This is a genomic window from Bradyrhizobium sp. 40, assembly GCF_023100925.1.
Taxonomy (GTDB): domain Bacteria; phylum Pseudomonadota; class Alphaproteobacteria; order Rhizobiales; family Xanthobacteraceae; genus Bradyrhizobium.
Genome location: NZ_CP064688.1, coordinates 5,508,549 through 5,522,553 on the forward strand (window position 1 = coordinate 5,508,549; position 14,005 = coordinate 5,522,553).

A 14,005-nucleotide genomic window follows, 5' to 3' on the forward strand; every position below is an offset into this window, starting at 1 on the left:
GCCCGATTGCTTTGCTCGGGCGTTTCCTCCCTAGACTTGGGCCGCTTGTCGCAACAAGCGGCTCTTCTTTTTTGTGCGCCCTTAGCGGCGCATCGGCATGATCTGATCCATGGCCGGCATGTTCGCATTCAGATGCGCCATGATCCAGACAGTGCCACCGACCACCAGGAAGACCACCAACAGTCCGAAAGCCAGCGCCAGCACGTTGTTGGTGTTGTCGGGGCCGGTGGTGATGTGCAGGAAGAACACGAGGTGCACGCCCATCTGCGCGATCGCCAGCACGATCAGCGCGACCGGAATCGAAGGCTGCCAGACCAGATCCGTGCCGGCGATGAAGAACGAGGTCGCCGTCAGCAGCAGCGCGAGAACAAGACCGACCACGTAACCGAGGATGCGCGTGCCGACACTGTGTTGCTCCTCATCGCCCGGCGCAAGGTCATGACCGGCCGGCATATGCGTCTGATCGCTCATACGCCACTCCCAAGCAAATAGACGACGGAGAAGACTCCGACCCAGACGATGTCAAGCGCATGCCAGAACAGCGCGAAGCACATCATCCGGCGCAGCACGTCGGCACGAAAACCCTTTGCGAAGACCTGGGCCATCATGGTGAGAAGCCACAATATGCCGGCCGAGACGTGGAGGCCGTGGCAGCCGACCAGCGAGAAGAACGAGGTCAGGAAAGCGCTGCGCGATGGGCCATAGCCGCGGGCAACGAGATCAGCGAATTCGCGAAACTCAATGACGAGAAAGATGAGGCCGAGCAAACACGTCACCGCCATCCCGAGATAGAACCAGAACCGGTTGCGCACATCGGCCGCGATGCTCGCCATGCCGCACGTGAAACTCGACAGCAGCAGGCAGACAGTCTCGATCGCGACGTTCCGCTGCTCGAATATCTCCGAACCCTTCGGGCCGCCGGCGGTCTGGTCGGCCAGCACCGCATAGGCCGCAAAGAAGCAGGAGAACATCACGATGTCGGAGAGCAGGAAGACCCAGAAGCCATAGGCGGTCACGATGCGCTTCGGCGCCGGGCCGGGATGCTCGATGACGAGCCCGATGTGATGGGGATCGACGTGCGCACGGCCGGCGGTCGCGGTCATTGACATCAGACTGTCCCTGCCATGCTGACGAGGCTACGCCGCTCCTCAAGGTTGACGCGGTCTATCGCCGCGACCTCCTCGGCCGGAATGACGTATTCGTCATGGTCGCGCCAGGCGAACACGACGAAGGTCGCGAACGCTCCGATACCGCCCAAGATCACCATCCACCAAATGTGCCAGATCAGCGCAAAGCCCATGACCGTGGCGAAGAACGCGCAGACGAACCCGGTCGGCGAGTTCCTGGGCATCTCGATGTCATGATACTCGGGCGCATCATGATCGAGGGATTGCTGCTTGGCATGGGTCTTCAGATCCCAGTAGGCATCCTCGCCGCGCACATCGGGGTTGAAAGCGAAGTTGAAAACCGGCGGCGGCGACGACGTCGCCCATTCCAGCGAACGGCCGTCCCAGGGATCACCGGTGCGGTCGCGCAGGGCTTCGCGGTTGCGGATGCTGACCACGAGCTGCACGATCTGGCAGATCACGCCAATCGTCAGCACGGCCATGCCGACGGCTGCAACCAGCATCCATGGCCGCCACGCCGCGACGTCATAGTGCTGCATGCGCCGTGTCATGCCGAGCATGCCGGCGACGTAGAGCGGGATGAAGGTGACGTAGAAGCCGAGGAAAGTGAACCAGAACGCGAGCTTGCCCCAGCGGTCGTTGAGGCGAAAGCCGAACGCCTTTGGGAACCAGTACTCAAAGCCGGCGAAGGCTCCGAACAGCACGCCGCCGATGATGACGTTGTGGAAGTGCGCGACCAGGAACATGCTGTTGTGGAGGATGAAATCGGCCGGCGGCACCGCGACCAGCACGCCCGTCAATCCGCCGATGATGAAGGTGACCATAAAGCCTATCGACCACAGCATCGGCGTCTCGAAGCGGATGCGGCCGCCATACATCGTGAACAGCCAGTTGTAGATCTTCACCCCGGTCGGTATCGCGATGATCATGCTGGCAATGCCGAAGATAGCGTTGACGTCGGGGCCCGCTCCCATCGTGAAGAAGTGATGCAGCCAGACCATGAAGGAGATGACGCAGATCGCCATGGTCGCCAGCACCATCGAGCGATAGCCAAACAGCGCCTTGCCGGAGAAGGTCGAGACCACCTCGGAGAAGATGCCGAAGGCCGGCAGCACCAGGATGTAGACCTCGGGATGTCCCCAGGCCCAGATCAGATTCATGAACATCATGACATTGCCGCCGGCCTCATTGGTGAAGAAGTGGAAGCCGAGATAGCGGTCGAGCAGCAGCATCGCGAGGGTGGCGGTCAAAATCGGGAAAGCCGCGACGATCAGGAGGTTCGAGGCCAGCGTGGTCCAGCAGAACATCGGCATACGCAGATAGTTCATGCCTTTGGTGCGCAGCTTCAGCACCGTCGTCACGAGGTTGATGCCGGCAACCAACGTGCCGACGCCGGAGATCTGCAGCGACCACGCGTAATAATCGACACCGACGCCCGGCGAGTAGGACAGTTCCGACAGCGGCGGAAAGGCGAGCCAGCCGGTGCGGGCGAACTCGCCGATCACGAGCGAGAGATTGACCAGCAGCGCACCGGTCGCGGTCAGCCAGAAGCCGACCGAATTGAGCGTCGGGAAAGCGACATCTCGTACGCCAAGCTGGAGCGGCACGATGAGATTCATCAGTCCGATCACGAACGGCATCGCCACGAAGAAGATCATGATGGTGCCGTGCGCGGAGAATATCTGGTTGTAGTGCTCCGGCGGCAGATAGCCTTGCGACTGGTAGGCCACCGCCTGCTGGATCCGCATCATGATGGCGTCGCTGCCGCCGCGCAGTAGCATCACCGAGGCCAGCAGGATGTACATCACGCCGATCCGCTTGTGGTCGACGCTGGTGATCCACTCGTGCCAGAGATACGGCAGATGCCCCTTCACCACGACCCAGGCCAGCACGGCGAGAATCCCAATCAGCACCACGGCGCCTGCGATCAGCGGGATGGGTTGATCGAACGGAATGGCCGACCAATCGAGCTTACCGAGCATCATGGCCTCCACTGTGCGACCGACCGGCCTCGGATGCGAGCTCCGGACCCGGTCCCGGCGGAATGTGCTGGGTCGCGATCAGATCAAACAGCCTGGGGTCATCCAGCCGGTAGGTCGGCCTGCCCTTTTCGATGCCTTGCTGCATCAGCTTCTTGTAGCTGTCCTCATTGAGGACAGCATCGCTCCTCGCCGTGGTCGCCACCCAATCCGGAAAGGCGAGCGACGAGACCACGTTGACGTCGAACATCATGTCCGGAAACCCGTCGCCGGAGAAATGTGCCGACAACCCCTGGAGCTTGCCCTCATTGTCGGCGCGCAGGTTCAGCTTCGTCACCATGCCGTTCATGGTGTAGATCATGCTGCCGAGTTGCGGGATGAAGAAGGTGTTCATCACGCTCGAGGACGTCAGCTGGAAATTCAGCTCGGCGCCTGCCGGCACCGTCAGCGTATTGACGGTGGCGATGCGCTGGTCCGGATAGATGAAGAGCCATTTCCAATCGAGCGAGACGGCCTGGATGCGAACCGGGCTGCCGGTGCCGGGCACGGGTGCCGCGGGATCGAGCTGGTGCGAGCCGATCCAGGCGACGCCGCCGAGCAGGATCACGGTGAGCGCGGGGATCGCCCACACCACCATCTCCACCCGCCCGGAATAGACGAAGTCGGGCTGAAACTTTGCTTTGGGATTCGAGGCGCGAAACCAGAATGCAAAGGCCAGGATGGCGATGATGGTCGGCACCACGATCGCGAGCATGATGAAGACGGAATCGACCAGGATGGTGCTGTTGGCCGCAGCCACAGGCCCTTGTGGATCGAGCAGATTCATCGGCAAGCCACTGGCGGTTGGGAAGCCCCGGGACAGAGCCTAGCGCGGGAAAGGCTCCGCAACAAACGCGATCTCGTGAGGTCGGTTCCTAACGGCGCGGGTCGATCGTTCGCCCTTCTCGTGCGGCGGCATGCAATTCCATGCGATGTCAATGACATGAAAGCGGGAGCCCGGCCCTTCTCTCCGCTCGGGGCGATTGCTAGAGTGCACGAAAATAATCGGGATGAAACGACATGCAGGGGCCCGAGCACGATCCCGGTCTCGCCGGCAAGGTGGCGCTGGTCAGCGGCGGCGGCGCTGCCGGCGACGGCATCGGCAACGGCCGCGCCGCCGCAATTCTACTGGCTCGCGCCGGCGCCAAAGTGCTGGTGGCCGATCGCGACCTCAAGCTCGCCGAACGCACCGCGGAGATGATCGCAGCCGAAGGCGGCACGGCCGCGGCGCATGGCGGCGACGTCACCAGCGAGAGCGATTGCAGGACACTGGTCGAAGCCGCGCTCGACCGCTGGGGCCAGCTCGATTTCCTCGACAACAATGTCGGCATCGGCAGCCGCGGCAGCGTGGTCGACGAAGCGCCCGAGCAATATCGCCGCGTCATGCAGGTCAATGTCGAGAGCATGTTCCTGCTCTCCAAGCACGCGATCCCTGCCATGATCAAGACCGCGCGGGGCGGCGCGATCGTCAACATCTCCTCGATCTCGGCGCTGCGGCCGCGCGGCCTGACGACCTATTCGACCTCGAAAGCCGCGATCATCGGCCTGACCCGCGCGATGGCGGTCGATCACGGCCGCGACAACATCCGCGTCAATTGCATCTGCCCCGGGCCGATGTACACGCCGATGGTCTATGCCCGCGGCATGAGCGAACAGGCGCGCGCCCAGCGGGCCAAGGCGTCTTTGCTGAAAACGGAAGGCACCGGCTGGGACGTTGGCCATGCCGTCAAATTCCTGCTCAGCAATTTTGCGCGCTATATCACCGGACAGGTGCTGGTGGTGGACGGCGGGGTGACGCTGCAAGCCCCCGAACGTGAATCACAAGAACACTGAAAGGAACATCAGGGATGGCCCGCCTGCCCTATCTCGAGGCCGACCAGGTCGCGCCCGAATATCGCGACATGCTCAAGCGCAACACCAATTTGCACAAGCTGTTGGTCAACTCGCCGGAGATGGCGCGCGCCTTCAACGGCATCGGCGGCTACATCCGCTTCAAGAGCAAGCTCGACCCGCGCCTCCGGGAGCTTGCGATCCTCCAGGTCGGCTGGATGGAGAAGTCGGAATACGAGTTCACTCACCACGTGAAGATCGGCAAGGAGTTCGGCGTCACCGATGATGACATCGCCGGCCTGATGGCTGAGACCGAGGGCAAGCCCTCGACGCTCGAGCCACAGGCCAAGGCGATCCTGAAAGGTGCCCGCGAGATGGTGCGCGAGCTCGCGATGTCGGATGCGACCTTTGCCGAGATCAGGCAGCATCTCTCGGACGAGCACATGGTCGACCTCGTGCTGACCATCGCATTCTATTGCGGTGTGGTGCGCGTGCTCGCCACCATGAAGATCGACAACGAGCCATATTACAAAGAGGTACTCCAGCAGTACCCGATTCCGGGAGTGAACTGACATGCGCTTGAAGGACAAGGTTGCGATCGTCGTGGGCGCCGGCCAGAGTCCCGGCGAAGGCATGGGCAACGGCCGCGCCACTGCGCTGACCTTCGCGCGCGAGGGCGCCAAGGTGCTGTGCGTCGATCATCATCTGGAATCGGCGCAGGAAACCGCCGCCATGATCGCCGCGAAGCATGGCACCGCCGCGGCGTTCAGGGCCGACGTCACAAAATCCGCCGACATCAAGGCGATGGTCGCGGAGGCGCAGGCGCGCTGGGGCCGGATCGACGTACTGCACAACAATGTCGGCGTAAGCCTGGCCGGCGGCGACGCCGAGCTGCTGCAAATCACTGAGGAGGCGTTCGACCGCGTCGTCGCCATCAATCTGAAGAGCTGCATTTGGGCGGCGAAAGAGGTGATCCCGATCATGCGCGCGCAAAACAGCGGCGCGATCATCAACATCTCCTCGATGGCGGCGATCACCACCTATCCTTACGTCGCCTACAAGGCGACGAAGTCGGCGATGATCGCGTTCACCGAACAGCTCGCCTACCAGAACGCCGAATACGGCATCCGCGCCAACGTCATCCTGCCGGGCCTGATGAACACACCGATGGCCGTCGACACCCGCGCCCGCGAATGGCACAAGACCCGCGCCGAAGTCGAGGCCGAGCGCGACAGCAAGGTGCCGCTGCGCAGGAAGATGGGCACGGGGTGGGACGTCGCGAATGCCGCGCTGTTCCTGGCCTCGGACGAGGCGAATTTCATCACGGGTGTGACGTTGCCGGTGGATGGCGGCGCGAGTGTGCGACGGGGGTGAGCGCCGCAAGCGCAGTGCGTCTTCCCTTCTCCCCTTGCGGGAGAAGGTGGCGCGAAGCGCCGGATGAGGGGTTCTCTCCGCACACGCACAAGGAGTTCGCCGATAGAACCCCTCACCCGTCCCGCCGCTGCGCGGCGAGCCACCCTCTCCCGCAAGGGGCGAGGGCGCACCTACCTCCGTGGCGAGGCTAACGGCTTACCCGCCAGATCGTGCCGTTGCCGTCCTCCGACACCAGCAGCGCCCCATCCTTTGCCACGGCGACACCGACCGGCCGCCCCCATACCTCGGTATCGCTCACCACGAATCCCGTGACAAAATCCTCATACTCGCCGGTCGGCTTGCCATCCTTCATCCGGATTCGGATCACCTTGTAGCCGGTGCGCTTCGACCTGTTCCAGGAGCCGTGCTCGGCCGCGAAAGCATCGCCCTGGTATTCGGACGGAAACTGCGTGCCCTGATAGAAGGTCATGCCGAGCGAGGCCGAGTGCGGCTGCACCAGCACATCAGGCACCGTCACCTTGTCCTTGAGGTCCGGCCGCGCGCCGGCGTGGCGCGGGTCTTCGTTGCCGCCGATATAGAACCATGGCCAGCCGTAGAACGCGCCCTCCTTCACGCTCGTCACATAGTCAGGCACGAGATTGTCGCCGAGCCCGTCGCGCTCGTTGGTCGAGCACCAGGGCAGCCCGGTCTGCGGCTGGATCGCAAGACCGACACAGTTGCGGATGCCGGTGGCGTAGATCTTCCGCTCCTTGCCCTCGGGGGTGAAGGCGAGCACCGTGGCGCGCTCGGTCTCGCTCGCCCAGGCCGCACCGAGCGGCTGCGCTTTCGACCAGGCTTCCACTCCACCCGGCGGCGTGCCCATGCCCTCGGCGACGTTGCTGAGCGAGCCGACCGACACCAGCATGCGCCTGTTGTCGGGCGTGAAGACGACGTCGCGGGTGGAATGACCGCCGTCATGCGGCAGACTCGCGACGATCGTCTCCGCCTTGCCACGCGCCTTGAGATCGCCGGCCTGATAGGGAAAGCGGACGACGCTGTCGGTGTTGGCGACGTAGACCCATTGCGGATTGTCGCCGTTCGGGAAGAAGGCGATGCCGAACGGCTGCCTCAGTCCGGCAGCGAAGACCTCGTTGGTCGCGGCCTTGCCGCCATCGCCGGCGCGCAACACGCGGATGTTGCCCGCGCGCGTCTCGGCGACGAAGACATCGCCGTTCGGCGCCACGCGCACGATGCGCGGGGCGCGCAGGCCCTCTGCGAACAGCTCGATCTTGAAGCCGGCCGGGACCTGAAGCGCCCCCTCCGGCGGGCGCGGCACCACGCGCGACGAACTCGCAACCGACCGCGTGGCGCCGGGCCTGACCAGATCCTGTGGCCGGATCAACCTGACCGTGCCAGGCTTGTCGGCCTGCCAATCGCCGTAGGCATCCTTGCCCTGCAGCACCGGCTCCGCCTGGGCGCAGTTCGCGACCGCGACCAGCCACCCCGCGGACATCGCCACGAACGAAATCCTGTTCCTCACGTCGTTTCCTCCCGGCCGTCATGTCTGGCGCATCAACACCGATCGACACGCAAGCGTTCTGCGACAGGTCAAATGCCTGCCGAATCCCACGTCAGCTCATGCCCGCACGATGTGCATCAGCCGCGGCCCATCGTACTGGAAAATGCGGCTGATCGGTGCGACACATTGTAAGGGCAGGACCGCCGGTTGCGGTCATCAAGGCTGCGGCATTGGGGCTGCATCTGTTGGGGTGATCATGTGGGGATCCATTATATCGGAATGGGCGAGCCTGCTGCTCCGCTGGCTGCACGTGGTCGCCGCGATCGCCTGGATCGGCAGTTCCTTCTATTTCATCGCCCTCGACCTCAGCCTCAGGCCTGACAGCAAGCTGCCGGACGGCGTGCAAGGCGAGGCCTGGCAGGTCCATGGCGGCGGCTTCTACCGGATCATGAAATATCTGGTCGCGCCCGCCCAGATGCCGGACGAGCTGACCTGGTTCAAATGGGAGGCCTACACCACCTGGCTGTCCGGCTTCGCGCTGATGGTGGTGGTGTATTATCTCGAGGCCGATTTGTTCCTGGTCGACAAGTCGATCCTCGACCTCACGCCATTCCAGGCCGGCCTGTTCAGCCTGTGCAGCCTCGCGTTGGCGTGGCTGCTCTATGAAGGCGCCTGCCGTACCGGGCTCGCGCAGCGCGAGCTGCCCTTCGCGATCGGCGGCTATCTGTTCCTGGTCGCATTGACCTATGCTTTCACCCACGTGCTGAGCGGGCGCGGCGCCTTCAACCAGATCGGGGCGATCATCGGCACCATCATGGTCGCCAACGTCTTCACGCTGATCATCCCGAACCAGAAGAAGATCGTCGCCGCCCTGCTCGCGGGGCAGGCGCCAGATCCAAAGCTCGGCAAGACCAGCAAGGAGCGCTCGGTTCACAACAACTATCTGACGCTGCCTGTCGTCGTGCTGATGATCAGCAACCACTATCCCCTGCTCTATGCCACCCGCTTCAACTGGATTATCGTCGCCATCATCCTGGCGCTCGGTCCCGTGATCCGTCATTTCTTCAACGAGGGTCATGCCGGACGCCGATCGCCGTGGTGGGTGTGGGGTGTCGCAGCGGTCGGCGTGATCGCGATCCTCTTCCTCTCGGCGGCCGGCCCGCGCGAGGTCAAGACAAGCGCGCTGTCGGCGCAGCCGACGCTTGCCAATGTCGAGGAGATCGTGATGTCCCGCTGCAGCATGTGCCACGCGACCGAGCCGGTCTGGGCCGGCATCGTGACCGCGCCGAAGGGCATATTGCTCAACGCGCCCGAGCACATCCATCGCAACATCCGCCTGATCGGCCGCGTCGCCGCCTGGTCCAATGCGATGCCGCCGGGCAACATCACCGAAATGACCAGCGAGGAGCGCGCCATCCTCGCCGCCTATATCGAGCAGGCGCGCTGACGCCATCGCGCGTCGATATCGCCTTTCGCGGAATGAATTTTCCGCATGTCCCGCCGATTTGAAAATGACTTGACCGTTTATCCGGCGTAGACAGAACTTGCGCCGCCAGCGGCGGTCCAGTCAGTTTGCATGCGGGGAAAGAACAGTGGCTCTCAAGAACGTCATCGGTATCGACCACGCCGTGGTCATGGTTCAGGACCTCGACAAAGCCGCCGAGAACTACCGGCAGCTCGGCTTCACCATCTCGCCGCGCGGCACTCACAGCGCACATATGGGCACCGGCAACTACACCATCATGTTCGACCCGGATTATATGGAGCTGCTCGGCGTGCTCGCGGCGACCGAGCACAACGCGCCGGCGCGTGCCTTCCTCGACAAGCGCGGCGAAGGCATCGAGCGCATCGCCTTCACCGCGGTCGATTCCACCGCCGGCGCGGAGGAGATCCGCGCGCGCGGCCTGGAGCCGATCGGCCCGACCGATTTCGAACGGCCCGTGACGCTGCCTGACGGCACGGTCTCGGCGGCGAAATTCCGCACCTTCATGTGGCCGACCGCGGAAGCGCCCGGCGGCGTGCGCATTTTCGCCTGCCAGCACAAGACGCGCGAGACGGTGTGGATTCCCGAGCTGATGAAGCACGCCAATGCGGCCAAGCGGATCAAGCAGACATTGATCGCGACGCCCGAGCCCGCGAAGGAAGCCGCGCATCTGGGACGGCTGATCTACCGCGAGCCGAAGGCCGAGGCCGACGGCGCGGTGACCGTGGCATCCGGTGACGATCGGGCCGATTTCGTCTATTTGACGCTGGAGCAGCTCGACAAACGCTATCCCGGCGTGCCGCTCGCGGGTCTTTCCGAACGCGGTGGCGCTGCCCTGGTGCTTGTGAGCGGCGATCTCGCGGCCACCGAGAAGGCGCTTGGTTCGGCAGCCGTGCGCAGCGGGTCTGCGATCTGCGTGCCGCCGGCCAAGGCGAACGGCACCCTGCTCGCCTTTGTTGCCGGCTGATTTGAACTAATTCTTTAACAAGCGTTTTACCGGGCCGCCCTAGGCTTCCGGGCGACCCGCGCCTTCAGGGGCCAAGCGCATGTTTAAAGAGAAATCGCCGATCGCCTATGACGCGCCGGCCGAACTGAAAAAGTGGCCGTCGCTGAAAGGCGAGAGGCAGAAGGATCGAGGTCCGCCCTATCTCGTCTACAACGGCACACTCGCCGACTGCGTCCGCGAGCTCATGGGCAAGCCGATCAAGGGGATCTCGCTGTACGATATCATGACGAGGCCGCAAGCAGCGTTCGACCAGACCGTGCTATCGCCCGGCGATGCCGCCGAGATCGCGATGCGCAAGGATTTTCCTAAAGACTAGTTCGAGGCGCGCCTGCCGCCGGACTTCACCTGCTGCCTGGACGAGGAGTCCGTCGGCGCATCCAGGAAGACCACCGGCGTGCCGCGCTTGACGTGCTCGCCCAGCGCGCGCACGTCCCAATTGGTCAGCCTGACGCAGCCATGCGACGCGGACTTGCTGACCCTGTCAGGCTCCGCCGTTCCGTGGATGCCGTAACCCTGAGCGGATAAGCCGATCCAGTATGCTCCCACCGGATTGTTCGGGCCCGGCTGAACATCGAACGGCTTTTTCGATTTGACGCTTCTGAACTTGTAGTCGGGGTTGTAGTGATAGACCGGATTCTCGTGAGTGCTGGTGACCTTGAGCGTACCGCTCGGCGTCGGACGATCCGGACTTCCGATTGACGCGGGATAGAATGCGATCAGGGTGCCGCCCCCGTCGAATGCTTTCAGCGTGCCGTTCTTCTTGTCGATCTCGAGCCGCGCAGCGGCTGGCAGCTCGCTTCGTGCAGAGACATTCGCAACGGTAATCGTCTCTCCAGCCTTGTCGAAGGACTTGCCGGGATTGAGCGTCCGAAGCAGGTCTCCGCTCATGTGGAATTTCTCGGCAAGCCCTTCGAGCGGACTGGTGTAGCTCAGCGCCTTCAGCTGCTTCATGTCATCGAGCTTGCCGGGCAGTTCCTTCAGAAACGGGCCCTTCACATCCGCGTCCGTGATCTTGTATTCGACGAGGACAGGGCCTTCGTTCGCGGCATTCAACTTATCCCAAAGCTCCGGTCCGATCGCTTTGTCGGATGCAACGCCGTTCTGCTCGGCGAATGCCTTCAGCGCCTTGTGCGCGTTCTCGCCGAGCTTGCCGTCGATCTCCCCGGGCGAGAACCGCGCATGGTCGAGCAGAATCTGAAGCTTCACGATCGATGCGTTGAGCTTGTCGCTAGCAGGTTGCTTTGCGGGACGCGCAGCGTCGTTTACCGCTGCTGCATCGAGATTGCCCGCAAGCGCCGGAGAGATCACCGACAGCGAAATCACCGCGCCAAGCATCCACCGCATCATCTCGCTCGTCCCAATTCGCCATGCCCGCAAAATCGCGGGGAAGAGAGTTTCCCGTCGGGAACACCGTAGTAACACCGGCGGAACCGACGAGACCGCAGCTTTGCCGCAATCCCTCGGTTAATAACTCCTTATCGCCGGCGCACCGCTGGCCGTTCACCCACAGTTCGAGGTTGCTCCAGCAAATGCGATTTGTCGTCGCGGCTTGCGCCGCGTTCATGATTCTGATGTGCGACTTCGATCCGTCGGCGTCCCGCCAAACATCAGCTTTCGATCACACCGTTCTTCAAAACACTCAGGCCGCGCCACTTGTTCCGGTGGTCGAGCTGTTCCTTGCAAGCGTGCAGGCCCTCGAGCTCGCCAATGCGCGTGCGGCCTATGAGGAGACACCCGAGCCGCAGCGAGCGGTCGAACCCGTCGCGCAGGCGCCGGTTTCGCCGATGGAGCGCTTCTGCCACGCGCTTCGTGGCGCTGCCGAAGCCAGCGGCATTCCCGTGCCGTTCTTCGCGCGTTTGATCTGGCAGGAGAGCCGCTTCAAGTCCAACGAGGTCAGCCAGGCCGGCGCGCAAGGCGTCGCACAGTTCATGCCGAAGACGGCAGCCGAGGTCGGGCTGGATGATCCGTTCGATGCGATGAAGGCGCTGCCGGCATCGGCCAAATTTCTGCGCAAGCTGCGCGACGATTTCGGCAATCTCGGACTTGCCGCAGCCGCCTACAACGCAGGCCCCGGCCGGATCCAGAAATGGCTTGCCAAAGAGAGCGAGCTGCCGCGTGAGACACGCGACTATGTCCGCATCATCACCGGCACCAGGGCCGAGGACTGGACCGAACGTGCGGAAGCCCTCGCGATCCGGATCGACCTGCCGCGCGAGGCGCCATGCGAAGGCATCGGCAGCCTGTCCAAGACCAAAGACGTCGCCTGGGTTCCGGTGAACCTGACGCTCTCGGTCACGACCATCATTCGCAAGGCAGAGCAACTGGCGGCGCGATTGACCGCCAGCCGCGCACGCAAGCGGCTCGCGTCCCTGATCCGAAAGAGCACCCCGGGCAAGGCACGCAGCATGATCGCCGCCCGCGCGGCGGGAAAGAGCGCGAAGGCCCGCGCCATTCGTTTTGCAGCGCGCGAACGATCTTCAGGCTGATGGGCAAATCCGGAAGCCGCTCGATGGAGCGGCTTCCGATGGTCCGTGGATTAGTCAATCTCCTCGATGATGCGGCGTTCGCCCGGCTCGACGACATAGGTCCGCGTATCGCGGTGAATGTAGCGGTACTCGCGCAGGTCGGGCGCGTCCCGGTAGACGGTGCTCGGGAATTCCTCGACCTCGACACTCTCGGGAACGCGGTCACCGACGTGAATCTCGGATCGCGCAGTGCTGCCGGTGGTCTGTCGTTCGCTCCGTCCCTCGGTGCGGGTCTTCGCATGCTTGCGGATCACTTCGCGGTCGCGATCCGAAAACTTGCTGGCGCTGCGCTCGCGCGTCGTCGTCGTTGTCGCCGTGGATTGTCCAGAGTACGGCAGCACCGTCACGATCTTGTATGTCGCCGGATCGACCACGACGATCTCATCCTTCACCAGCGCGAAGCTGTAGCCGCGATATTGCGGCACGATCTCGACCACGTCGGGTGGCAGCGTCGATAGCTGGACATCGCGCGGCACGACCGTGCCGACGTTGAGCGAGAAATTGACGCTGGTCAGCGGCCGCACGTTGAGATGGGAGATGGACGCGCTGATCTTGGTCTCCTGCTGCTTGTTGAGGTTGACGTCAGTGCGGACGGCGGCCTGTGAATTGGCACCGGTCCGCTGGTCCTGAGCCTGATTGCTGCTCGGCGTGTTTGGCGATTGCTGGGCCTGGTTGGTTCCAGATGAACCAGGCGCCTGCTGCGTCTGATTGGTAGTGTTCGCCGGAGGATTGGAGCGATCCTGTGTCTGGTTCGAGTTTGCCGTACCGCTCGGCGGCCGGGAGGACGTGTCCGCGCTGTTGGTGGCGTTGGTCCCCGAGCCGGAATTGGCCGACCCGGAAGACGGAGTGGTCGCCTGGGTATTCTGTGTCGACGCTCCCGGCGTTGATGATTGCTGCGGCTGCGATGGCGACTGCTGCGTTTGTGCTGCGCCAGACGGCGACGTGTTGGACGGAGCTGCGGAATTGGACTGGGATTGCGGCGTCTGCTCGGACTTGGTGTTGCTGCTTGGCGATTGCGCAAAGGCGGCGTTCGCCAGCACCAGCCCTAAGGCGGTCGTTGCCAACAGGCGGATCATGGTTCACTCCCTTGTTCGGTTAAAGCGTTGGCTATTAACCTGCGCTAAAACCGTCTGTTCCACTTTTT

General features: G+C 63.4%; 14 protein-coding genes. 7 read left to right on the forward strand and 7 right to left on the reverse strand.

The window, feature by feature from the left end; genetic code table 11:
* Positions 1 to 81 precede the first annotated feature (81 nt).
* The 4 genes from cyoD to IVB40_RS26490 are packed head-to-tail and all read right to left on the reverse strand — an operon-like array spanning position 82 to position 3,932.
* The gene (cyoD, locus tag IVB40_RS26475) at positions 82 to 471 is read right to left on the reverse strand and encodes a cytochrome o ubiquinol oxidase subunit IV (RefSeq protein ID WP_018457172.1); all 390 of its coding nucleotides are present in this window, start codon (positions 469 to 471) and stop codon (positions 82 to 84) included.
* Positions 468 to 1,109, reverse strand: coding sequence for a cytochrome (ubi)quinol oxidase subunit III (locus IVB40_RS26480; protein WP_247816766.1), 642 nt, complete (start codon positions 1,107 to 1,109; stop codon positions 468 to 470). The genes cyoD and IVB40_RS26480 overlap by 4 nt, the downstream gene beginning before the upstream one ends.
* Positions 1,109 to 3,109 carry a cytochrome o ubiquinol oxidase subunit I gene (cyoB, locus tag IVB40_RS26485; protein WP_247468128.1) on the reverse strand — a complete coding sequence of 667 codons (2,001 nt, stop codon included), beginning with the start codon at positions 3,107 to 3,109 and terminating at the stop codon, positions 1,109 to 1,111. The genes IVB40_RS26480 and cyoB overlap by 1 nt, the downstream gene beginning before the upstream one ends.
* Positions 3,099 to 3,932, reverse strand: coding sequence for a cytochrome ubiquinol oxidase subunit II (locus tag IVB40_RS26490; RefSeq protein ID WP_247816767.1), 834 nt, complete (start codon positions 3,930 to 3,932; stop codon positions 3,099 to 3,101). The genes cyoB and IVB40_RS26490 overlap by 11 nt, the downstream gene beginning before the upstream one ends.
* 233 nt (positions 3,933 to 4,165) lie before the next feature.
* Here IVB40_RS26490 and IVB40_RS26495 point away from each other — a divergent pair, with 233 nt between their 5' ends.
* Genes IVB40_RS26495 through IVB40_RS26505 form a run of 3 tightly spaced genes read left to right on the forward strand, consistent with a single transcriptional unit; the run spans position 4,166 to position 6,349 of the window.
* On the forward strand, positions 4,166 to 4,978 hold the full coding sequence (locus tag IVB40_RS26495) for an SDR family oxidoreductase (protein WP_247816768.1): 813 nt from the start codon (positions 4,166 to 4,168) through the stop codon (positions 4,976 to 4,978).
* Positions 4,979 to 4,992: 14 nt separating this feature from the next.
* Entirely contained in the window at positions 4,993 to 5,547 is a 555-nt protein-coding gene (locus IVB40_RS26500; RefSeq protein ID WP_247816769.1) for a carboxymuconolactone decarboxylase family protein, read from the forward strand.
* A gap of 1 nt (position 5,548) precedes the next feature.
* A complete protein-coding gene (locus IVB40_RS26505; RefSeq protein WP_027568762.1) occupies positions 5,549 to 6,349 on the forward strand; it encodes an SDR family oxidoreductase in 801 nt (266 codons plus the stop codon).
* Positions 6,350 to 6,536: 187 nt separating this feature from the next.
* Here IVB40_RS26505 and IVB40_RS26510 read toward each other — a convergent pair whose 3' ends face one another.
* Positions 6,537 to 7,868: a sorbosone dehydrogenase family protein gene (locus IVB40_RS26510; protein ID WP_247816770.1), complete on the reverse strand. Its 1,332-nt coding sequence runs from the start codon at positions 7,866 to 7,868 to the stop codon at positions 6,537 to 6,539.
* Positions 7,869 to 8,103: 235 nt separating this feature from the next.
* Between IVB40_RS26510 and IVB40_RS26515 the strand changes: the two genes are divergently transcribed.
* The 3 genes from IVB40_RS26515 (at position 8,104) to IVB40_RS26525 (ending at position 10,652) form a co-directional block, all read left to right on the forward strand.
* Positions 8,104 to 9,294, forward strand: coding sequence for a urate hydroxylase PuuD (locus tag IVB40_RS26515; protein ID WP_247816771.1), 1,191 nt, complete (start codon positions 8,104 to 8,106; stop codon positions 9,292 to 9,294).
* 145 nt (positions 9,295 to 9,439) lie between these two features.
* Positions 9,440 to 10,297, forward strand: a complete 858-nt coding sequence (locus tag IVB40_RS26520; RefSeq protein WP_247816772.1) for a VOC family protein — start codon at positions 9,440 to 9,442, stop codon at positions 10,295 to 10,297.
* Positions 10,298 to 10,376: 79 nt separating this feature from the next.
* On the forward strand, positions 10,377 to 10,652 hold the full coding sequence (locus tag IVB40_RS26525) for a hypothetical protein (protein ID WP_027516602.1): 276 nt from the start codon (positions 10,377 to 10,379) through the stop codon (positions 10,650 to 10,652).
* Here IVB40_RS26525 and IVB40_RS26530 read toward each other — a convergent pair.
* Entirely contained in the window at positions 10,649 to 11,683 is a 1,035-nt protein-coding gene (locus tag IVB40_RS26530) for a L,D-transpeptidase (RefSeq protein ID WP_247816773.1), read from the reverse strand. The genes IVB40_RS26525 and IVB40_RS26530 overlap by 4 nt on opposite strands.
* Before the next feature lie 182 nt (positions 11,684 to 11,865).
* Between IVB40_RS26530 and IVB40_RS26535 the strand changes: the two genes are divergently transcribed.
* Positions 11,866 to 12,822, forward strand: a complete 957-nt coding sequence (locus tag IVB40_RS26535; RefSeq protein ID WP_247816774.1) for a lytic transglycosylase domain-containing protein — start codon at positions 11,866 to 11,868, stop codon at positions 12,820 to 12,822.
* A 50-nt stretch (positions 12,823 to 12,872) separates the two neighbouring features.
* Here the strand turns inward: IVB40_RS26535 and IVB40_RS26540 are convergent, their stop codons facing one another.
* On the reverse strand, positions 12,873 to 13,937 hold the full coding sequence (locus IVB40_RS26540) for a DUF1236 domain-containing protein (protein ID WP_247816775.1): 1,065 nt from the start codon (positions 13,935 to 13,937) through the stop codon (positions 12,873 to 12,875).
* Between the last annotated feature and the right edge of the window lie 68 nt (positions 13,938 to 14,005).